The organism is Sulfitobacter sp. 1A13421 (assembly GCF_043557285.1).
In the GTDB taxonomy this organism is placed as follows: domain Bacteria; phylum Pseudomonadota; class Alphaproteobacteria; order Rhodobacterales; family Rhodobacteraceae; genus Sulfitobacter; species Sulfitobacter faviae.
The window spans coordinates 122490-143737 of record NZ_JBIFFQ010000007.1 but is presented as its reverse complement, the minus strand read 5'-3'; the positions used below and the strand labels follow the sequence as shown (position 1 = coordinate 143737).

The 21248-nt window shown below is 64.7% G+C and carries 20 protein-coding genes; 11 read left to right on the top strand and 9 right to left on the bottom strand.

Translation table 11 applies throughout. The features are described 5' to 3' along the window. Window positions 1-28 precede the first annotated feature (28 nt). Both deoC and ACGYLI_RS13645 read left to right on the top strand, forming a co-directional pair. Window positions 29-1042, top strand: a complete 1014-nt coding sequence (gene deoC, locus ACGYLI_RS13650) for a deoxyribose-phosphate aldolase (protein WP_394419599.1) — start codon at window positions 29-31, stop codon at window positions 1040-1042. A gap of 44 nt (window positions 1043-1086) precedes the next feature. Then, window positions 1087-3432, top strand: coding sequence for an aldehyde dehydrogenase family protein (locus ACGYLI_RS13645; protein WP_394419598.1), 2346 nt, complete (start codon window positions 1087-1089; stop codon window positions 3430-3432). A gap of 57 nt (window positions 3433-3489) precedes the next feature. Here the strand turns inward: ACGYLI_RS13645 and ACGYLI_RS13640 are convergent, their stop codons facing one another. The 6 genes from ACGYLI_RS13640 to ACGYLI_RS13615 form a co-directional block, all read right to left on the bottom strand. Next, complete coding sequence (locus tag ACGYLI_RS13640; RefSeq protein ID WP_394419597.1) at window positions 3490-4812, bottom strand: M16 family metallopeptidase; 1323 nt, start codon at window positions 4810-4812, stop codon at window positions 3490-3492. Then, complete coding sequence (locus ACGYLI_RS13635; RefSeq protein ID WP_394419596.1) at window positions 4809-6155, bottom strand: M16 family metallopeptidase; 1347 nt, start codon at window positions 6153-6155, stop codon at window positions 4809-4811. The genes ACGYLI_RS13640 and ACGYLI_RS13635 overlap by 4 nt, the downstream gene beginning before the upstream one ends. A gap of 64 nt (window positions 6156-6219) precedes the next feature. Then, the gene (locus ACGYLI_RS13630; RefSeq protein WP_271688871.1) at window positions 6220-6732 is read right to left on the bottom strand and encodes a DUF3035 domain-containing protein; all 513 of its coding nucleotides are present in this window, start codon (window positions 6730-6732) and stop codon (window positions 6220-6222) included. A gap of 52 nt (window positions 6733-6784) precedes the next feature. Next, a complete protein-coding gene (gene lspA, locus ACGYLI_RS13625; protein ID WP_394419595.1) occupies window positions 6785-7273 on the bottom strand; it encodes a signal peptidase II in 489 nt (162 codons plus the stop codon). Window positions 7274-7288: 15 nt separating this feature from the next. Continuing rightward, a complete protein-coding gene (purH, locus tag ACGYLI_RS13620) occupies window positions 7289-8875 on the bottom strand; it encodes a bifunctional phosphoribosylaminoimidazolecarboxamide formyltransferase/IMP cyclohydrolase (protein ID WP_394419594.1) in 1587 nt (528 codons plus the stop codon). 16 nt (window positions 8876-8891) lie between these two features. After that, on the bottom strand, window positions 8892-10640 hold the full coding sequence (locus ACGYLI_RS13615) for a heparinase II/III family protein (RefSeq protein WP_394419593.1): 1749 nt from the start codon (window positions 10638-10640) through the stop codon (window positions 8892-8894). Between the two features lie 164 nt (window positions 10641-10804). Here ACGYLI_RS13615 and ACGYLI_RS13610 point away from each other — a divergent pair, with 164 nt between their 5' ends. Beyond that, the gene (locus ACGYLI_RS13610) at window positions 10805-11554 is read left to right on the top strand and encodes a phosphate/phosphite/phosphonate ABC transporter substrate-binding protein (RefSeq protein WP_394419592.1); all 750 of its coding nucleotides are present in this window, start codon (window positions 10805-10807) and stop codon (window positions 11552-11554) included. Window positions 11555-11557: 3 nt separating this feature from the next. On the opposite strand, the gene ACGYLI_RS13605 is transcribed toward ACGYLI_RS13610, so the two are convergent. Beyond that, complete coding sequence (locus ACGYLI_RS13605) at window positions 11558-12829, bottom strand: RsmB/NOP family class I SAM-dependent RNA methyltransferase (RefSeq protein WP_394419591.1); 1272 nt, start codon at window positions 12827-12829, stop codon at window positions 11558-11560. Window positions 12830-13028: 199 nt separating this feature from the next. Here ACGYLI_RS13605 and ACGYLI_RS13600 point away from each other — a divergent pair, with 199 nt between their 5' ends. Then, on the top strand, window positions 13029-13229 hold the full coding sequence (locus tag ACGYLI_RS13600) for a DUF1674 domain-containing protein (protein ID WP_271689916.1): 201 nt from the start codon (window positions 13029-13031) through the stop codon (window positions 13227-13229). Between the two features lie 5 nt (window positions 13230-13234). Here the strand turns inward: ACGYLI_RS13600 and ACGYLI_RS13595 are convergent, their stop codons facing one another. After that, window positions 13235-13594, bottom strand: coding sequence for a dihydrodipicolinate reductase (locus ACGYLI_RS13595; protein WP_394419590.1), 360 nt, complete (start codon window positions 13592-13594; stop codon window positions 13235-13237). Window positions 13595-13673: 79 nt separating this feature from the next. Beyond that, window positions 13674-14492, bottom strand: coding sequence for a 4-hydroxy-tetrahydrodipicolinate reductase (dapB, locus tag ACGYLI_RS13590; RefSeq protein ID WP_394419589.1), 819 nt, complete (start codon window positions 14490-14492; stop codon window positions 13674-13676). A gap of 96 nt (window positions 14493-14588) precedes the next feature. Here dapB and rbfA point away from each other — a divergent pair, with 96 nt between their 5' ends. The 7 genes from rbfA to pnp all read left to right on the top strand — a co-directional run bounded on the left by rbfA (window position 14589) and on the right by pnp (window position 21212). Continuing rightward, window positions 14589-15032, top strand: coding sequence for a 30S ribosome-binding factor RbfA (gene rbfA / locus ACGYLI_RS13585; RefSeq protein WP_067266736.1), 444 nt, complete (start codon window positions 14589-14591; stop codon window positions 15030-15032). Continuing rightward, window positions 15029-15775 carry a phosphodiester glycosidase family protein gene (locus ACGYLI_RS13580; RefSeq protein WP_394419588.1) on the top strand — a complete coding sequence of 249 codons (747 nt, stop codon included), beginning with the start codon at window positions 15029-15031 and terminating at the stop codon, window positions 15773-15775. The genes rbfA and ACGYLI_RS13580 overlap by 4 nt, the downstream gene beginning before the upstream one ends. A 77-nt stretch (window positions 15776-15852) precedes the next feature. Continuing rightward, window positions 15853-16779, top strand: coding sequence for a tRNA pseudouridine(55) synthase TruB (gene truB / locus ACGYLI_RS13575; RefSeq protein ID WP_394409848.1), 927 nt, complete (start codon window positions 15853-15855; stop codon window positions 16777-16779). A 6-nt stretch (window positions 16780-16785) separates the two neighbouring features. Continuing rightward, window positions 16786-17322, top strand: coding sequence for a DUF1643 domain-containing protein (locus ACGYLI_RS13570; RefSeq protein WP_394419630.1), 537 nt, complete (start codon window positions 16786-16788; stop codon window positions 17320-17322). A 60-nt stretch (window positions 17323-17382) separates the two neighbouring features. Next, the gene (locus ACGYLI_RS13565) at window positions 17383-18351 is read left to right on the top strand and encodes a calcium-binding protein (RefSeq protein ID WP_394419587.1); all 969 of its coding nucleotides are present in this window, start codon (window positions 17383-17385) and stop codon (window positions 18349-18351) included. A gap of 168 nt (window positions 18352-18519) precedes the next feature. Next, the gene (gene rpsO, locus ACGYLI_RS13560; protein ID WP_067266742.1) at window positions 18520-18789 is read left to right on the top strand and encodes a 30S ribosomal protein S15; all 270 of its coding nucleotides are present in this window, start codon (window positions 18520-18522) and stop codon (window positions 18787-18789) included. Window positions 18790-19070: 281 nt separating this feature from the next. Continuing rightward, the gene (pnp, locus tag ACGYLI_RS13555) at window positions 19071-21212 is read left to right on the top strand and encodes a polyribonucleotide nucleotidyltransferase (protein WP_394419586.1); all 2142 of its coding nucleotides are present in this window, start codon (window positions 19071-19073) and stop codon (window positions 21210-21212) included. Window positions 21213-21248: the final 36 nt, after the last annotated feature.

Below are 21248 nucleotides of genomic sequence, written 5' to 3'. Positions count from 1 at the left end.
CCCGCCTGACCAAACCGGAGAGACCCCGATGGCCAACCAGACGACCCCGCAGCACAATGAGACAGAGACCGACGCGCCGGGCCATCTGCCCCAGGTCACCGAACCCCGCGTCGAACCGATGCCGCTTGACATGGACTGGCTGCGCTCGGTGCAGGCGAATACCTCGGCGATCGAGCGCCGTGCCGCCGCCCTGCCCGCGCGGCGTTCGCTGAAAAAGGATCATCAGGCCGCATGGCTGCTGCGCGCCGTGACCTGTATCGACCTGACGACCCTCTCGGGCGACGATACCGCGCGCCGGGTCGAGCGGCTTTGCGCTAAGGCGCGCCAACCAATTGCGCCCGATCTGCTCGAGGCGCTTGGCATGGCGCCGATCACCACCGGCGCGGTCTGCGTCTATCACGAGATGATCCCCGCCGCGCGGCGCGCGCTGGAGGGCACGAACATCCCCATCGCCGCCGTCTCAACCGGGTTCCCGGCAGGGCTGTCGCCCTTGGAACTGCGCATTCGCGAGATCGAGATGAGCGTCGAGGCCGGTGCGAGCGAGATCGACATCGTGATCTCGCGCCGTCATGTGCTCTCGGGCGACTGGCAGGCGCTTTACGATGAAATGCGCGCCTTCCGCGAGGCCTGCGGCGAGGCCCATGTGAAGGCGATCCTCGCCACCGGCGAATTGGGCTCGCTGCGCAATGTGGCCCGCGCGTCGCTGGTTTGCATGATGGCCGGGGCCGATTTCATCAAGACCTCGACCGGCAAAGAAAGCGTGAACGCCACCCTGCCCGTGAGCCTCGTCATGATCCGCGCGATCCGCGAGTATTACGCGCGCACCGGCGTGCGCGTGGGCTACAAGCCCGCGGGCGGCATCTCGAAGGCCAAGGATGCGATCACCTATCTGGCGCTGATGAAGGAAGAGCTGGGCGACCGTTGGTTGCAGCCTGACCTGTTCCGCTTTGGGGCGTCCTCGCTCTTGGGCGATATCGAGCGGCAGTTGGAGCATCATGTGACCGGCAATTATTCGGCGGCATACCGCCACGCGACCGCCTGAGCCCGTTGCAGGCTGCGGGAAGGTATTTGGAAAAGGATGAAGGCATGAGCGTGTCCGACATATTCGAAAGCATGGAATACGGGCCAGCCCCGGAATCGGCGGCAGATGCGCTGGCGTGGATCGTCGATCAGGGCGGGCGGTTTGGCCATTTCATCGATGGCGCCTTCACCGCACCGGGGGCGGGATTTGACAGCACGAACCCGGCGACGGGTGAGGTCTTGGCCAGTCTAACGCAGGCGTCGCAGGGCGATGTGGATGCCGCCGTGAAGGCGGCGCGCAAGGCGCAGCCCAAGTGGGAGAAGCTGGGCGGCCATGGCCGGGCGCGGCATATCTATGCGCTAGCGCGGCTGTTGCAGAAACACGCGCGGTTGTTTGCAGTTTTGGAGGTCTTGGACAACGGCAAGCCCATTCGTGAGGCGCGCGATATTGACGTGCCCTTGGCGCAGCGGCATTTCTATTATCACGCGGGCATGGCGCAGTTGATGGAGAGCGAACTGCCCGATGCGCAGGCGCTTGGGGTTTGCGGGCAGATCATCCCGTGGAACTTCCCCCTGCTGATGCTGGCGTGGAAGATCGCGCCCGCACTGGCGATGGGTAATACCGTGGTGTTGAAACCTGCGGAATACACTTCGCTGACCGCGCTTTTGTTTGCCGATATCTGCCGTCAGGCCGGGCTGCCCAAGGGTGTGGTCAATATCGTGACGGGCGATGGCACCGTGGGTGAGATGATGGTCGGCCATGAGGATATCGACAAGATCGCCTTTACCGGCTCCACCGCCGTAGGCCGCCGCATTCGCGAGGCGACGGCGGGGTCTGGCAAGGCGCTGACCTTGGAGCTGGGTGGCAAATCGCCTTACATCGTTTTCGACGATGCCGATCTGGATAGCGCCGTCGAAGGGCTGGTCGATGCGATCTGGTTCAATCAGGGGCAGGTCTGCTGTGCCGGGTCGCGCTTGCTGGTGCATGAGCCGGTGGCGGATCGCTTCTATGCCAAGCTGCGCGCGCGGATGGAGAAGCTGCGCATCGGCGATCCGCTCGACAAGAGCATCGACGTGGGCGCGCTGGTCGACCCGGTGCAATACAAGCGCGTGAGCGAGATGGTCGAGGCCAATACCGCCGGTGAGCGTTTCGTGGCACCGGGGGCGATGCCTGAGAATGGCTGTTTCTATCCGCCCACCCTGATTACCGGGCTGAACCCGGCGGATCGGCTGATGCAGGAAGAGATTTTTGGGCCTGTGCTGGTCTCCACCACCTTCCGCACGCCCGGCGAGGCGGTGCAGCTGGCCAATAACACGCGCTACGGTCTGGCGGCGACGGTCTGGACCGAGAATGTGAACCTTGCCCTCGACATCGCGCCGAAGTTGGAGACCGGGATCGTTTGGGTCAATGGCACCAATATGATGGATGCCGCAGCCGGGTTCGGCGGCAAGCGTGAAAGCGGCTTTGGCCGCGAGGGTGGTTGGGAAGGTCTGGCGGGCTATACCAAGCCGAAGACCTCCGCGAAGCCCTTGAAAGAGATCGAAGCTTTCTCAGGTGAGGGCGCGCCGGAGGAGGGGATCGACCGCACCGCGAAGCTTTATATCGGTGGCAAACAGGCGCGGCCCGACGGCGGCTATTCCGCGCCGGTCTGGGGCAAGTCCGGCGGGCTTTTGGGGCATGTGAGCCTCGCCAATCGCAAGGACCTGCGCAATGCGGTCGAGGCGGCACATGCGGCGAAGGGCTGGTCGAAAACCACCGGCCATCTGCGGGCGCAGATCCTTTACTACATTGCCGAAAATCTCTCGGCGCGCGGGGATGAATTCGCAGCACGTCTGGATGCGATGCAGGGGGCGAAGGCAGGCCGCAAAGAGGTCGATGCGGCCATCGACCGGCTCTTCACCTATGCCGCTTGGGCCGACAAATATGACGGTCAGGTGCATGGGGTGCCGATCCGCGGCGTGGCGCTGGCGATGAAGGAACCTGTGGGTGTGATCGGCGCGCTTTGTCCTGCCGAGGCGCCTTTGCTGGGGCTGATTTCCTGCATGGCCCCCGCCATCGCCATGGGCAACCGGGTGATCCTTTCGGCCTCCGAACCCTTCCCGCTGGCGGCGACGGACTTCGTTCAGGTGCTTGAGACATCGGATGTGCCCGCGGGCGTGGTGAATATCCTGACCGGGCCGCAGGCGGATTTGGCCGAGGCGATGGCGCGTCATATGGATGTGGATGCGGTCTGGTCCTTCGGCGCCGCGGCGCTTTCCGGCATTGTCGAGAAAGGGGCCGCGAGCAACATCAAACGCAGCTGGGTCAACCACGGCATGGCGCGCGATTGGTTCGGGGCCGAGGACGCGGGGCGCGAATTCCTGCAAGCCGCGACAGAGGTCAAGAATATCTGGGTGCCTTACGGCGAATAACGCCCACCGCCCGGCCTAAGCAGAAGCGCCGCCCCCTGTCGGGAGCGGCGCTTTTTTTCATTCCTGCGCTGTGTCTGCGGCCTCTAGCCCTTCGGGCTGGCCGACGACAACGAAATGCAGATTTTCAGGCTCCAACAACTCAGCGGCGACGCGTTTGACGTCTTCGAGCGTGACCGCCTCGACCCTGTCGTTGCGGGTGGCGATATAGTCGGTCGGCAGGCCCAGCATCTGCATGCCGACGAGGATATTGGCAATGGGCGTGTTCCCATCGAAGCGCAGCGGATAGGCGCCGGTGATATAGGTTTTGGCGGCGTCCAATTCCTCTTGCGTGATGCCTTCGGCGGCGGCCTTGGCCCATTCGGCGCGGATCACCTCGATCGCTTCGGCGATGCGGTCATTGGCCGAACTGACGGAGCCGAGATAGGTCTCGGCCAGATCGCGTGGGGCGAGGTAGGAATAGACGCCGTAGGTCAGGCCACGTTTCTCGCGCACCTCGGTCATCAGCCGGGATTCGAAACCGCCACCGCCGAGGACGTGGTTCAGCACCGTCGCGGTGAACCAATCGGGATCGTCCTGCGCGAGGCCGGGCTGACCAAAGAGCGCGACGGACTGCGGGGTGGCGAAATCGACCACGGTGGTGCCACTGGGGATATCGACCTCGGCCCGGGGCGGCATCGGCGCACCCTCGGCGGGCAGCCCCCCCAACAGCTTGTCGAGCATCTGGCCCAACTCCTCGGGTGTGATGTCGCCCACCGCGCCAACGATGATGCGGTCCCGCGCCAGCACCGCGCGATGCGCCGCGAGCAGATCATCACGCGTCAGGCCCGCGACGCTTTCCAGCGTACCATTGAGCGAACTGCCATAGGGGTGATCCCCAAAGGCGATCCGGTCAAAGGTCTGTTGGGCGATTTTGTTGGGGTCTTTCTGGTTCGATTGGATGTTCGAAATCACTTGGCCGCGCACCCGCTCAATGGCGTCTTCGTCGAAACGCGGCTCCTGAAGGGCCGCGCGCAGAAGGTCGATCGAGGGCGCGCGGTTCTCGGTCAGGAAACGTGCGGACACGGAAAGCGCATCGTCAGAGACATCAAAGCTGAGGTTCGAGGCCAGCGCTTCGGTCGCGCGGCTAAAGGCGCGGGCGTCCATTTCGCCTGCCCCTTCTTCCAAGAGGCCGGTCATCAGGTTGATCGCGCCGCGTTTGCCGGGGGCATCGAGAGACGCGCCGCCACGGAAACGGATTTCCAATGCCACGAAGGGGATCGAATGTTCCTCGACCAGCCAAGCGGTGATGCCGCCGGGGCTGGTCACCTCCTGAATATCGACCTCGGCGCGGGCGGGGAGTGCGGCAATTACCGTCAGGATCAGGGCGTAGATCAGTCTCATTGCGCGTCCTCCTTCATCAGCCAGCCGGTGACCGATGCGCGTTTGTCGAACAGGTCGCGGGCGGCCTGCATGATGTCTTCGGCGGTGACGGCCTGAAGCACATCGGGCCATGCCTGCACGTCTTCGACCGTGAGGCCGATGGCGAGGGCCGAACCGTAGCGGTGCGCCACGCGGTCCGCGTCGTCGCGGGCGTAGATTTGATCGGCGCGCAACTGCGCCTTGAGACGTTCGAGGTGTTCCGGGTCGACACCGGCCTCCATAAACTGCGCGAGCGCCTCGTCCAGCGCCTCTTCGGCCTGTTGCAGACTGACGCCGGGCACGGGCAGCACGACAAGGTCAAAGGTTGTGTCGTCCAGCGTGTCGGCCTTGTAGAAGGCGCCGGTGTAATTGGCGATCTGCGCGTCGAATTGCAGTTTCTCAGCAAGGTAGGACGTGGTGCCGCCGCCCAGCAATTCGCTGAGCAGCAAGAGCGCCGCCGCTTCCTCCTGTTCGCCGCTGTCGCGTTCCTGCGCAAGGTAGGAGCGGCGGACATAGGGCTGGGCCACGCGGGCGTCTTTGTAGATCAACCGGCGCTCGGCGATCTGGGGCGGCTCTTCGGTGCGCAGACGCTCCGGCAAGGCGGGGTTGGCGGGGATTTGGCCATAGGTGGCCTCGGCCAGTTCGCGCACCTCTTCCGGCGTTACATCGCCCGAGACCACGAGGATCGCGTTGTTGGGTGAGTAGTAGAGCTCATAGAACGACAGCGCATCTTCGAGGTCCAGCTCCTCCATCTCATGTTTCCAGCCGATGATCGGCACGCCGTAGCGGTGGTTGAGATATTGCACGGCGTTAATCTGTTCGCTGAACAGCGCGGCGGGGTTGTTCTCGGTCCGCTGGTTGCGCTCTTCAAGGATCACGTCACGTTCGGTCTCGATGTTTTCGGGGGTCAGACGGATGTTCTTCATCCGGTCGGCTTCCATCTCCATCATCAAGCCAAGGCGATCCGCTGCGACGCGCTGGTAGTAGGCGGTGTAATCGTAGCTGGTAAAGGCGTTATCGCGTCCGCCGTTGGCGGCCACGGTGGCTGAAAACTCGCCCGCTTCCAATTTGTCGGTGGCTTTGAACAGCAGGTGTTCAAGGAAATGCGCCACGCCGGATGACCCTTTGGGTTCATCAGCCGAGCCTGCGCGGTACCAGACCATCTGCTGCACGACCGGGGCGCGGTGGTCTTCGACGACCACGACCTCCATGCCGTTATCAAGGGTGAAATGGGTGACCGCTTCGTTCTCGGTCTGCCCCGCCTGCGCGGCGGGGGCTGTGAAAAGCGTTGCCACCAGGGCCGCCATCATCGGCAGTCGGATCATTGCTTACCTCGAAATATATCGCCTCTCGCATTACCTACGCGGTCTGGCGCTACTTTCAAGAAGCCTAGCGAAAACGTGTGTCCTGCGGCGGGTAGGACGGCGTGCGCCCGCCTGCCCTGCGCCAGCGCTCCGCCTCGCTATGGGCGTCGAGGATCATGCGCTTGTAGGCTTGGCCGTAGCGATCAACCGGGACAATGCGGAATTGGGTAAAGCGGCCCTTGCGCTTGCGGAATTTCGCGTCGGCCTCGGCCAAGCTCTCACGGATGCCGGGCTGCACGCCCATCCGGCCCGCATGTTGGACCAGCGCCGCATCTCCCGCCGGGATGCCAGCAGAGGTATCCAAACGCCCGCCGAATGCCGCCACCCCTTCGGCCACCGCCGAGCGGTCGGTCAGGTTCGCCTGCCCCGGCGCAGGCGTGGGCAGGGTGTTCAGGTTGTCGGGACGCTCCAGCGGCTTGACCGGTTGGATCAGGAACTCATCAGGCCCTTCTGAAGTCGGCTGCAAATCGCGAAGGCCCTGATTGCTGCAGGCGGCGAGGGCCAGCGGGATCAAGCTGATGAGGGCAATGCGGCGCATGGTGTCTCCTTTCGGGGTCTGCTTGTTCAATATCGCAGGCAAGCGGGCAATGTCACTGACCTTTTTTGCCCCGGCGCTTGGGCGCGCTTTTCGGCTCTCCGGTAAAGAGGATCAGCCCCAAGGCCCCGGCAAAGATAAAGACATCCGCCAAGTTGTAGACGAAAGGGTTATTGATGCCGCAGCAGGAGTTGTTCAGGAAATCGAGCACATAGCCGTAGATCAGCCGATCCGCCACATTCGCCAGCGCCCCGCCGACCAGCAAGCCGCCGCTCAGCTGCGCCCAGCGCCCATGCGGGCTGCGCCAGAGCCACAGGGTGACGCCCGCGCAGATCGCCAGCGCCACCACGATCAGCACCCATTGGCTCATGTCGCCGCCAAGGCCAAAGTTGATGCCCCGGTTCTCCCCGTAGCGGAAATTCAGCACCGGCGGCAGCACGTCGATGGAGCGGACACGCGCCAGTTCCATCATGTGAATGACCACATATTTGCTGATCTGGTCGATCAGAAAGGCCACGAAGGCCGCGATGCCGAATGTCCGCATGGGGCTCCCCTTCGTTTAGTGCCGGAAGTGGCGCATGCCGGTGAAGACCATGGCAAGCCCCGCCTCATCCGCCGCCGCGATCACCTCGTCGTCCCGCATGGAGCCGCCGGGCTGGATCAGCGCCGTGGCACCGGCCTCGGCGGCGGTGATGAGGCCGTCCGCGAAGGGGAAGAAGGCATCGGAGGCCACGACCGAGCCTTGCGTCAGGGGGGCGTCGATCTCCATCACCTCGGCCATGTCTTGGGCCTTGCGCGCGGCGATGCGGGTGCTGTCCACGCGGCTCATCTGGCCCGCGCCCACGCCCACGGTCGCGCCGTCCTTGACGTAGATGATGGCGTTGGACTTGACGTGTTTGGCCACGGTCCAGGCAAAGAGCATGTCGTCCAGTTCCTGATCCGACGGCTTGCGCTTGGTCACCACTTTCAGGTCATCGCGCGTGATCCGGCCCACGTCCTTGTCCTGCACGAGAAAGCCGCCTGAGACCTGCCGCACCGCCAGTTCGGCGGCGGTCGGATCGGCGAGGCCTTCGGTGGTCAGCAGGCGCAGGTTCTTCTTGGCGGCGAAGATGCGCTTGGCATCCTCGTCCGCGCCGGGGGCGATGACGACTTCGGTGAAGATCGCGGCGATGGCCTCTGCCGTTGGCCCGTCCAGCGGCTGGTTCAGCGCGATGATGCCGCCGAAGGCCGAGGTGCGGTCACAGTCGAAGGCGCGGGTGTAGGCTTCGAGCAGCGTCTCGCCACGGGCCACGCCACAGGGGTTGGCATGTTTGATGATGGCGCAGGCGGGGCCGTCCTTGGGGTCGAACTCGCTTACCAGCGCAAAGGCCGCGTCGGTGTCGTTGATGTTGTTGTAGGACAGTTCCTTGCCCTGATGCTGCACGGCGTTGGCCAATCCGGGAGCGTTCGAGCCATCGGTGTAGAAGGCCGCCTGCTGATGCGGGTTCTCGCCATAGCGCAGGGTCTGGGCCAGCGTGCCGCCGAAGGTGCGACGGCGCGGCGTGGCATCGACCTGCGCGGCCATCCAAGTGCTGACGGCGGTGTCATAGGCGGCGGTGCGGGCATAGGCGGTCTGGGCCAGACGTTGGCGCAGGGCATAGGAGGTCTGGCCGTCGTTGGCCTCCATCTCGGCGATGACCTCGGCGTAATCCTCGACATCGACCACCACGTTGACAAAACCGTGGTTCTTGGCCGCCGAGCGGATCATCGCCGGGCCGCCGATGTCGATGTTCTCGATCACCTCGGCGTATTCCGCGCCCTTGGCGACGGTTTCCTCGAAGGGGTAGAGGTTCACCACCACCAGATCGATCGCGCCGATATTGTGTTCGTTCATCGCGCCGACGTGTTCGTCATTGTCGCGCAGGGCCAGCAGACCGCCATGCACGACCGGATGCAGCGTTTTCACGCGCCCGTCCATCATTTCGGGAAAGCCGGTCACATCGGCTACATCCAGAACCTCCAGCCCCGCGTCGCGCAGCGCTTTCGCGGTGCCGCCGGTGCTGAGCAATTCGACGCCCCGCGCCGCCAAAGCCTTGCCTAGGTCCAAAAGACCGGTCTTGTCGGATACGGAAAGCAGGGCGCGTTTGATGGGATAGAGGTCGGGCATGGGGCTGGTTCCTTGGTCAGTCTTCATCAGCATAGGGATCGTCGATCGACAAATCTCGCACGCCAATCGCAGTTTCCTGCGCTTTTGACAACGACCAGCGCACCCGCGTGGCATAGTTCATGGCATAGCCCGAGAGCACGATCTGCTGCGCGGCGCGCGGTTTCAAGCGGGTTGTCTCAAGGTAAACCCCCGGTTCCAAAGACAGATTATGCGTGCCGTCATGGCGAAACACCCAAATCTCCCCGCTTTTCAGCGCCATTGAGATCGCAGCCCCGCCAAGGTCCAAGTTGGCATCTACATCCGGGTGCAGGTGAAACCGGATGTCGAAGGCGACCCCCTTTGACTGGGCGGCGTTCAGCACTTTGTCAAAGCGCCGCTTCTCCGCCCCCTCGATCGCCAGCAGCATATCCTCCCCCGAAAGGCCGCGCCCGTCTGCGGTCAGCTCCAGCCGCCGCGCATGGGTCAGACCGTGGCTGCGCAGATAGGCGTCATGCGCGCCTTCGAAACGCAGCCCATCCGCCGCCTCTCCAATCTCGACGGGCACATGGCGCGGGCCCGCGATCAGCGCCTCCGCCCCGCTATGGGGGTCAGGCTCCGCCAGTCGCGCGCTGGAATGGCCGACGAGGGACAGGGCCGAATGCGACGGCGTGGCCCGCCCCGCCCGCCGCCACTCTAGCCCGAAGGACGCGCCGGAGCCGCAATTCACCACCAAGGGCCGCCGCCCCGAGGTCAGCTCGAATGCCAATGTCGAGGCATGGGCATTGGTCGATGCCGCACCGCTTGGCGGGGCTGCCGCATCGACGATCACGCTGGTGCGGCCTGCGGACAGTCTTGCAAAGCCCATGGCCAGCCCGTCGGGCTGCCGCGTCCTGACCTTGGCCGCCGCCAGCGCGTGGTCCAGCCAGCCCTCCATGCCGCGCCCGCCGCCGTGAAACCGCGCCAACGCCCCATCCGCATGGCGCAGACTGCGCAGGGTCGGCGCAATACGCTCGATCGCGGTCAGATGCTCCTTGGGCGTGCTGCGGCCCGCATCGCTCAGCGCGGCGGCGGCCCATGTCAGCAGGGTGAAGACGGCCAGCAGTTCCTCGGGATTGCGCGTGGGCAGCCCCCCCTCGGCATCGATCTGGCTGGCGCATTCCCGGGCGAGGGCCTTGACCGCCGGATCGGCCAGTTCGGCCAGTCCCTCCAACGACAGGCTGGCATAGATCAGCCCGGCCAGCGCCTCGAAACGCGGCAGGCCAGGGGCCGCGCCACGCCAGCGTTTCGACAGGAATCGGGTCTGCCGTTCGAGGGATCGGTAGAAGGCATCGCTCTGCTCGGTCTCGGTCCCGCGCAGCAGGAAAAGCGCGTGGTTGATCCAACGGATCAGCCGCCGCCCGGTCAGCGCCGGGGTCCAGCCCGGCCCCTGCCCGCGCCCGAAACGGTCGATCCAGCCCCAAAGCCACGCCTGCCCCGCCCCCCGCGCCCGCGCATCACCCACCGCAGCGAGGTCATCGAGCCACGCAAAACCGTGCAGCTCCGCGGCAAAGGCGGGGTCAGGCGGGGTCAGGTCCCACATGGCAGTTTGCGGCGCGGTCAGCAGGCTGCCGGCAAAGAGGTAATTGCCCGCCATCAACTGCCGCCCCCGCGCGAAAGAGCCGATGGTGCGCGGCTCGGGCGAAGAGGTGAACGCGACGACCCGCCCCCGGCCCCGGGTCGCACGCCACGCGTGCCAGCGGTTCAGAAACCGCGCCCTGCGGGCCATGACGCTGGAAAGATTAATCATATCAAGCTGCCCCTGACGCTCTGCTGGCGTTTGGCGGCAGCATAACCGCGGCCCCACAATGAGTCACCGGATTTTCCCCGCGCGGCGGAGGATCGGCGGGGAACCGACGCTTGCCACCGCGCGGCGGCGCGGCCTAAACAGGAACACCCCAAGCGGAGCCGCCGATGATCGCCAGCCTGATGATGTACCTGCGCCCCGAGACCGCCGAGGCGACAGGGCGCTTCTGGGCCATGATCCGTGACGCCCTGCGCGCGCAGGGCATCCCGGCCCCGGAAAGGCTGAGCAATGATGCCGAGGAATTCGCCGTCTGGACCGCGCCCGACCTCACCCTCTCCCAGACCTGCGGGATGCCTTACCGCCTGTGGCTGCACGACCGTGTCACGCTGATCGGCACGCCGGACTTTGGCGTCGAAGACTGCCCGTCGGGGTATTACAACAGCGTTTTCGTGGTCCGCGCCAATGATCCCCGTGAAACAATTTCCGATTTCCACGCAGCGCGCTTCACCTACAACCAGACGTTCTCGCAATCAGGCTATGCCGCCCCCTACGCGCATTGCCGGGCGCGGGGGTTTTGGTTTGCAGATCGCAGCCAAAGCCACGGTCACCGCGCCTCGGCCAAGGCCGTGGCCGAGGGGCGCGCGGATATCGCGGCGCTGGATGCAGTCTCTTGGCGGCTGATCGAAAGCCATGACACTTTCGCGGGTGACCTGCGGGTGCTGGAACGCACGCCCCCCACCCCCGGCCTACCCTATATTGCGGCAGTGGGTGCCGATGCGGTGGCAACAGCCGCGGCGGTGCGCGCGGCCATTGGCGGACTCACGGCAGCAGATGCCGCCACGCTAGGGCTCCGCGGCCTCATAGACATCCCGAAAGCGGCCTATCTCGCCGTGCCCTCCCCACCCGACGGGGCGTGAGGGTCAGTCCTTGCGCAGACAGGCGATATAGAACCCGTCCATCCCGCCTTGATCGGCCCAAAAATCGGGGCGCAGGCGCAGCCCGCCCTCTTCGGTGTGCCAATCGGCCTCGACCCCCGGCAGTTCCAGCGCGGCGGTGTCGACGGTCATGTCGCCATGCCGCTCCAAGGCTTCGTCGACCTGCACTTCGCCCTCGTCGGGCAGCAGGCTACAGGTGCAGAACACCAACCGCCCGCCGGGCTTGAGCAGGCTCCAGGCATGGTCGATCAACTCGGATTGCAACTCGATCAGATCCCCGAATTCAGATCCGTCCTTGGCATAGGGCAGGTCCGGGTGGCGGCGGATGGTGCCGGTGGCGGAGCATGGCGCGTCCAGCAGAATGGCGTCGAATGTGCCCTGCACGGCGCGCGCATCCTTGGTCAGCGTCTTGGCCTTCAGCCCGACGCGGGCGAGGTTTTCCTTCACCCGCTGCATCCGGGGGTGCGACTGGTCAACAGCGGTGACGACCGCCCCCGCGGCGGCCAGTTGCATCGTCTTGCCGCCCGGCGCGGCGCAGAGGTCCAGCACCGTCTCGCCCTCCTTGGGCGCCAGCACCCGCACCGGGATCGCGGCGGCGGCATCTTGCACCCACCAGTCGCCCTCGGCAAAGCCCGGCATGGTTGAGACCTGCCCGGCATCCGTTACCCGAACCGAGCCTGTCGGCAGCAGCGTGCCACCCACGGCCTTTGCCAAAGTGGCAGCGTCGCCCTTGGCGGTCAGATCAAGCGGTGCGCCGGCGAAATGCGCCTGTTCCATCGCGGCCATGGCATCGGTGCCCCAAGCTTCGGCCAGCGGTCCGCGCAGCCATTTGGGCAGACGCGGCGCGCGCAGGGCATCCCAAGCCTCGGGCCCCTGAGCGGCGATCTTGCGCAGCACGGCATTGGTCAGCCCCTTGAGATGGCTCAGCGTGCGGTGTTGCGAGACGAGGTTCACCATCGCGTTCACCACCCCATGCGCAGCCCCGCCCTGACAAAGCTCAACCGTGCCGACCCGCAGCACATTGCGCACGGTCAGCGGCGGTGCCTTTTGAAGGTGCTTTTGCAGCAAGCGGTCCGCCCGTTCCAACCCGCGCAGCGTGTCCTGCGCCAGACGCTGCGCCCGCGCCCGATCATCGGGGGGCAGCTTGTCCAGCGCGCCCGCGGCAAGAAGCTCGGACATCAGCCGCGGCTCATCGCCCAAAATCTGATCCAGCAGATAAACCGCGCTTCTGCGGGCCTGAACGCCTGTGTCTGCCATGGTCATATCCTATCTGGGTCTGGCTTGAGGGGTTGCCGGGTTGTCTGGGCCAGCGGGCGACGTATATCAAGGGAGAACTTGGCTCAAGAGGACCATGATGCCCGATCAACGCCCCATTCCCGACAGCAAACCCGGCCCTGATCCCACGCCCAGCCCCGCACCGGACCTGCCCCCGCAGCCCAAACCGGGGCCGAAACCGATCCCCGACACGCCGCAAGACCCGACGCCAGCCCCCGGCCCCGATCTGCCCGCCGCCGCCCAGCGCGCCTTGGCCGAGGCTGCCGCCCGGCGTGAGGCGGCAGCCGCGCTCGACATGCCCACCGAACTTGGCGGGCGCGATGGGCCAGAGCCTGTGCGCTATGGCGATTGGGAAAAGAAGGGCATCGCCGTCGATTTTTAAGCGCCTCAGCGCAGGGTCAGCACTGCCGACTCCCCCGCGCCCCTGTCAGAGGTAAAGCGGAGCTTCGCGCCATCGCGGGTGACCAATTGGCAGTTATAGCCCAGATCCTTGCCGCCCCATACCAGCGTGCGACAGAAATAACCGTCTTGCCACGACCACTTGCCGGTCACCTCCCAAACCGCGCCCTTGCCGGAAATGGCCCCGCCTGAGGTGACTCGCAGATCGACCAGCGGGCGGGTCAGCCTTTTGCCATTCACCGCCGCAACGAAGTCTGACTTGTTCTGAATACGGGCGTATTCCGCCGCAGCGGGCAGACCAACAGCCGCGAGCATCGCTGTCACGGCCAGTGCAAAGGTAATCTTCATCGAAACCTCCCTTGGGGTGAGTTGCCTGAGGCACTCACGTAGCCAAGGAAGGTAAAGTTTCAGATAATTTACCTGCGCCTCAGCCCTTCAGGCCAAGCACGTCCAACATGTCATATTCCCCCGGCGCTTTGCCCTGCCCCCAAAGCGCGGCCTTGAGCGCCCCGCGGGCGAAAAGCGCACGGTCCGAGGCGACGTGGCGCAGGATGATCCGCTCTCCGGCGGCGGCGAACATCACGTCATGCTCGCCCACGATATCGCCGCCCCGGATCGCGGTGAACCCGATATCGCCCTTTTGCCGTGCACCGGTGATCCCATCGCGGCCCCGGTCCGAAACATCCGCCAGTTTGACCCCGCGCCCTTCGGCGGCGGCTTCGCCCAGCATCAATGCGGTGCCTGAGGGGGCATCGACTTTCTGATTGTGGTGCGATTCGATGATCTCGATATCGTAATCCACGTCCAGCGCGGCGGCGACCTGCCGGGTGAGCTGCGTCAGCAGGTTCACGCCGAGGCTCATGTTCCCAGCGCGGACGATGACGGCCCCCTGTTCGGCAGCGGGGGCAAGCTGCGCGATCTCGTCTTCGGTCATGCCGGTGGTGCCGATGACATGGACGATCCCGGCCTTGGCGGCCTCACCGGCGAAAGCGATGGTGGCCTGCGGCGCGGTGAAGTCGATGACGGCCTGCACCTTGCCAAAAGCCTCTGCCGCATTGTCTGTCACAGTCACGCCCGAGGCCGTGCCGCCCATCGCCTCGCCCAGATCGCGGCCAATCCAGTCATGGCCCGGACGCTCCAGCGCCGCGGCCAGATGCATTTTCTCGCTGGCGTTAATCTCACGGATCAACATTTGGCCCATGCGGCCAGAGGCGCCGGTGACGGCAATGCCGGGGGTCTGTGTCATACTCGGTCTCCTGCGGTTCTGGCCGTGACTGGCAGGGCCGGTTTAGCCCGTCGCGGAGCGCTTGGCAAAGTGCAACCGAAGCCTTAGATGGGGGACATGGCAAAGAACAAGTTTCATGAGGGCCCCGGCCCGTCGCAACGACAACTCCGCGTGGGCGAAACCGTCCGCCGCGCCTTGTCCGATGTTCTCGCACGCGGGGATGTGCACGACACCGATCTCAATCGGATGTCGATCACCGTGGGCGAGGTGCGCATCTCTCCCGACCTCAAGATCGCCACGGCCTATGTGCTGCCCTTGGGCGGGGAAGGTCAGGATGAGGTTCTCAAACTGCTGGCGCGCAACAAAAGCGAATTGCGCCGTCAGGTCGCCAAGAAACTGACGCTCAAGTTCTCGCCCGATCTGCGCTTTCAGTTGGACCAGACCTTTGACCGGATGGACGACACCCGCCGCATGCTGAACCAAGAGGTGGTGCGCCGCGATGCGGATGCCCCCGATGACGACGGCGCCGGTGACAGTGCCGATGGCGCGCCGGATCAGTGATCCGCGCCGGCCTGATCGCATTCGCGCTGATCGCGCTGAAAGGCACGCCTGCGGATGCTGCTGAATGTCGCAACATCACGTTCGACGGCAGCTCCTACACGATCTGCGAAGTCGATCTGGAGCGGGATGACCTGCGGCTTTTCCTCAACGACGAGGCGGGCGCGCCCTATGGGTTCTTCGGCTCGCTTGACGAGGCCCTGAAAGCGCAGGGGCTGCGGCTTGGTTTTGCCATGAACGCGGGCATGTACCACGAAGACCGCTCTCCGGTTGGGCATTACATCGAAGAAGGGGTCGAGACGCGCGGCGTGATCGACAGTGCTGGCCCCGGCAATTTCGGCCTGCTGCCCAATGGTGTTTTCTGCCTGCGTGAGGGCCGCGCCGATGTGATCGAGACCAAGCGCTATCTCAAGGCCAAGCCGAACTGCCGTTTCGCCACGCAATCGGGGCCGATGTTGGTGATCGACGGGGCGCTGCACCCGCGATTCCTGCCCGACAGCACCTCGCGCTACATCCGAAATGGGGTTGGCACCACGGCAGATGGCAAGCGCGCGGTTTTCGCGATTTCCAACGATGTGGTCACCTTTCACGAATTCGCCCGGCTCTACCGGGATGAGTTGGACCTGCCTAACGCGCTGTATTTTGACGGCAATATCTCGCGCCTGCGTGCACCCGGCCTGCGCCGCAGCGGGGCGGGGTTCACCACCTTGGGGCCGATCGTGGGCATCGTGACGCCCGCAAAGTAAGCTTTTCCCCGCTTGGGGGCTGGGCAGCGCGGCGCGGCTCCGATAGAGGGCAGCACCACAAAGCGAAGGGGCAAGACATGGCACGCAAACGCAAGGGTCGCGATATTTCTGGTTGGCTGGTGGTGGACAAACCCGCTGGCCCCACCTCGACCGCCGTGGTCAACAAGGTCCGCTGGGCGCTGGAGGCCAAGAAGGCGGGCCACGCAGGCACGCTCGACCCCGAAGCGACCGGCGTTCTGGCCATCGCCTTGGGCGAAGCGACCAAGACCGTGCCCTATATCACCGACGCGCTCAAAGCCTATGAGTTCACCGTGCGGCTCGGCATCGCCACCAATACCGACGACGCCGAAGGCGAAGCCATCGGCACCTCTGACCTGCGCCCCGATGATGCCGCGATCAAGGATGCGCTGAACGGCTTCATCGGTGACATTCAGCAGGTGCCGCCGCAGTTCTCCGCCGTAAAGATCGACGGCCAACGCGCCTATAAACGCGCCCGCGACGGCGAAGAGATGGAGATCGCCGCCCGCCCCCTATGGGTGGAAAGCCTGCTGCTGGTCGACCGCCCCGATGCCGATCATGTCACGCTTGAAATGGTCTGCGGCAAGGGCGGCTATGTCCGCTCCATCGCGCGCGATCTGGGGCAGAAGCTTGGCTGTCTCGGCCACGTCCGCGAATTGCGCCGCACATGGTCCGGCCCCTTCGAAGCGGCCAACGCCCTGACGCTGGCGCAGGTGGACGAACTGGCCCGGACACCGGAACTCGACACCTATCTGTTGCCGCTGGCAGAAGGGCTTGCCGACCTGCCCGAGGTCAAAGCCACCCCCGAAGGCGCCACCCGCCTGCGCAACGGCAACCCCGGCATGGTCATCGCCCATGACGTGGAATATGGCGATGAATGCTGGGCCTCGCTCGATGGGCAGCCTGTCGCCGTGGGCCGCTTCAAGGCGGGGGAATTGCACCCGAGCCGGGTGTTCAACCTATCACCGGACGCGAATGAGGGCTGAATGGCCCTGATCACCCGCAGCCACACCAAGGGCGACGCGCCTTCGACCGCGGTCTACTCGCCCTGCGAGCAATACCGCTACAGCCTCACGCGGATCTGGGACGCAGGCGCGCCGCGGGTGATGTTCGTGATGCTGAACCCCTCGACCGCGACCGAGGTGCAAAACGACCCCACGGTCGAACGTTGCGAGCGTCGGGCGCGGGTGCTGGGCTTCGGCGGCTTCCGGGTCACCAATATCTTCGCCTTCCGCGCCACCGACCCGCGCGACATGCGCGCTGCGGCTGATCCCATCGGTCCTGACAACGATGCCACGCTGGCCGAGGGGGCCGATTGGGCCAACCAGATCATCGCCGCTTGGGGCGTGCATGGCGCCCATCTCGACCGCGGTCTGGCCGTCGCGGCTCGGCTGGCTGAGGGGGCGAAACCGCTCTACCACCTCGGCCTCTCCAAAGCCGGGCATCCGCGCCATCCGCTTTACCTGCCCTACACCCAAGAGCCGGTTCTGTGGCAGCCCGAGCCCCCGGCGCGGGCAGGCATTCGTTAACCATTTCCCCGCTATTCCTTTGATTTTACAGCCACGACATGCCCTTTTGAAGCTGGGACGATGTGTGGGGCATCAAGCAATCAACGGGTGGAACTGCGGATGTTGTGGCTGGCTGGGGTAATGGGTCTGATGGCGGTCGGCGCCGTCACTTTCGTGGAAATCGAAACGCCGTCGGAGGACGAGCTGCCGGATGGGGACAGCCCGGGCGGTGGCGGCACCACCACGGTCGGAGATATCCTGTCGGGCAGCGATGACGGTGAGACGGTGGAGGGCGGCCCCGGCGACGACCAGCTTGGCGGCTACGGCGGGGATGACCTGCTTCGTGGCGGCGGCGGGGATGATGACCTGCACGGCCACGGCGGCAATGACACGCTCCAAGGTGGCGCGGGCGGCGACATTCTGCATGGCAACGACGGGGATGACGACCTTTTTGGCGGCGCGGGCAACGACAGCCTCTTTGGCCACAACGACGATGACTTTCTCTATGGCGGGGCGGGCGATGATGCGCTGCAAGGCGCGGCGGGCGACGACCTGCTGGAGGGCGATGCCGGAAACGATGCCCTGCAAGGCGGGCTTGGCGACGATGCCCTGCGCGGCGGCGCGGGCGTGGATACGCTCTTTGGCGGTTGGGGTGACGACACGCTTACCGGGGCGGATGACCAACAAAGCCCCGACTTCCTGAACGGCGGCGGCGGCGACGACCTGATCATCGCGGGCGCCGGGGATGTGGTGACCTCGGGCGACGGCACCGATCAGATCGCCTTGGGAGACTGGATCGGCCAAGGCGGGGCCGCGCAGATCACGGACTACCACGCAGCGGACGATTCGCTGCTCTTTGTCTGGGACGACAGCAGCGCGGGCGGGGCGGAGCCGCCGCTCTCCATCCTGCCCGACCCGGAGGATGCACGCCAAACCCTCGTCCTGCTGGACGATATCATCGTCGCGCGGGTGGCGGGGGACAGCGTCACGCTGGACGATATCGCGCTGATCCCACTCTCTGCGGCCTTCGACCTCGGCCTCGCGGCCTAAGGCGGGGCGGAGCCCATGCGCAAATCACCCTTTGCCAAAGGCGAAAATTCCTCCTATACGCCCCCATCGCCTGCTGATTCCGTCAGCGGGTGATATCTCCATGGGCCTGCGCTGGACGACATCCCGGCCTGCGCCATCCATTTTAACTCTTTTCGAAAGGAGACCCCGATGTCGATCACTGCTGAAGAAAAAGCAAAAGTCATGAAAGAATTCGGCACCAAAGAAGGCGACACCGGTTCGCCCGAAGTTCAGGTTGCCATTCTGACCTCGCGCATCACCACGCTGACCGAGCACTTCAAGACCCACAAAAAAGACAACCACGGCCGCCGTGGTCTTTTGAAAATGGTCGCGACGCGCCGCAAGCTGCTGGATTACGTTAAGGCCAAAGACGAGTCCCGCTATCAGGACCTGATCAAACGCCTCGGCCTGCGCCGCTAATCGCGCGCAAGCCGCCGGAAGTTCCGGTGACAGGACGACCAAAACCTCCCGGCCCCGCCGGGAGGTTTTTTGTTGCGCGCAGACCGGGGCGCGCTGCGGCGGAAAGAACCCGCCGCTTATGGCCCCGAGGCGACAGAACACTTCCCATTTGCCATGAAAACATGTATGCCCGCGCAATCTGAAATCCGGCGCCCGGACTCCAGCGCCTGAAAAAGAAGATACCGGAGTCAGGGGCAATACGGCCCCTATGCAATGGCCAATGGGCCAAAAAGGAAACGTAGATGTTTAATGTAACGAAAAAATCGATCCAGTGGGGCGAAGAGACGCTGACACTGGAAACCGGTAAGGTTGCCCGTCAGGCGGACGGGTCGGTGATTGCCACGCTGGGTGAGACCAGTGTCATGGCCAACGTGACGTATGCACGTCAGCAAAAGCCGGGCCAGGATTTCTTCCCCCTGACCGTGCACTACCAAGAGAAATACTATGCCGCCGGTAAAGTACCGGGTGGCTTCTTCAAGCGTGAGGCCCGCCCCACCGAGAAGGAAACCCTGACCGCGCGTCTGATCGACCGTCCGATCCGCCCGCTCTTCGTCCCCGGCTTCAAGAACGAAGTTCTGGTGATGTGCACCGTGCTGAGCCACGATCTGGTCAACGACCCCGACATGGTCGCCATGATCGCCGCCTCCGCCGCGCTGACCATCTCGGGCGCGCCCTTCATGGGTCCGATCGCGGGCTGCCGTGTGGGCTATGAGGGTGGCGACTATGTGCTGAACCCCACCATCGACGACATGCAAGACCTGCGCACCAACCCCGACCAGCGCCTCGACCTCGTGGTCGCGGGCACCAAGGACGCGGTGATGATGGTCGAATCCGAAGCCTATGAGCTGTCGGAAGAGGAAATGCTGGGCGCCGTGAAATTCGCGCATGAGCAGATCCAGCCGGTCATCGACCTGATCATCGATCTGGCCGAGGAAGCCGCGAAAGAGCCTTTCGACTTCCAGCCCGAAGACTATTCCGATCTGTCGGCTGCCGTGAAAGCCGCTGGCGAAGACGAAATGCGTGCCGCTTTCGCGATCGTGGACAAGCAAGAGCGCACCGCCGCCGTTGCTGCTGCCCGTGAGACGATCAAGAGCAAGCTCACCGAAGAGCAGCTTGAGGACAAGAACCTCAGCTCCGCGATGAAGGGCCTTGAGGCCAGCATCCTGCGCGGCGACGTGGTGAAAACCGGCAAGCGCATCGACGGTCGTCGCACCGACGAGATCCGCGACATCGTGGCCGAAACCGGCATCCTGCCGCGGACCCACGGCTCGGCACTCTTCACCCGTGGTGAAACCCAAGGCCTCGTGGTGACCACGCTCGGCACCGGCGACGATGAGCAGTTCATCGACGCGCTGCACGGCAACTTCAAATCCAACTTCCTGCTGCACTATAACTTCCCGCCCTACTCGGTCGGCGAAGTGGGTCGCGTGGGCCCTCCCGGACGCCGCGAAGTCGGCCACGGCAAGCTCGCATGGCGCGCCCTGCAGGCGGTTCTGCCCGCGGCAACAGACTTCCCCTACACCATCCGTCTGGTCTCCGAGATCACCGAATCCAACGGCTCCTCGTCGATGGCATCGGTCTGCGGTGGCTCCCTGTCTATGATGGACGCGGGCGTGCCGCTGAAATCGGCCGTGGCCGGTGTGGCCATGGGTCTGATCCTCGAAGATGACGGCTCCTACGCGATCCTATCGGACATCCTGGGTGACGAAGACCACCTCGGCGACATGGACTTCAAGGTCGCGGGCACCGAAGCGGGCATCACCTCGCTGCAGATGGACATCAAGGTCGCAGGCATCACGCCCGAGATCATGGAGAAAGCCCTGGCACAAGCCAAAGAAGGCCGCATCCACATCCTCGGCGAGATGAACAAGGCGATCTCCGGCGCCGCGGACTTCTCCGTCCACGCCCCGCGCATCGAGACCATGCAAATCCCGACCGACAAGATCCGCGAAGTGATCGGCTCGGGCGGCAAGGTGATCCGCGAGATCGTCGAGGTTTCCGGCGCCAAGGTCGACATCAACGACGAAGGCACCATCAAGATCGCCAGCCCCAACGGCGAAGCGATCAAGAAAGCCTATGACATGATCTATTCGATCGTGGCCGAGCCCGAAGAGGGTGCCATCTACACCGGCACCGTCGTGAAAATCGTCGATTTCGGCGCCTTCGTGAACTTCTTCGGCAAGCGCGACGGTCTGGTGCATGTCTCCCAGATCGAAAACCGCCGCCTGAACCACCCTTCGGACGTTCTGAAGGAAGGTCAGGAAGTGAAAGTCAAGCTTCTGGGCTTCGATGATCGCGGCAAGGTGCGCCTGTCGATGAAAGTCGTCGATCAGGAGACCGGCGAAGAGATCACTGCCGAGAAGAAAGAAGCGGCAGAAGGTTAATCAAAACCTGCTGCGGACCCTCACCGGGGTCCGCAG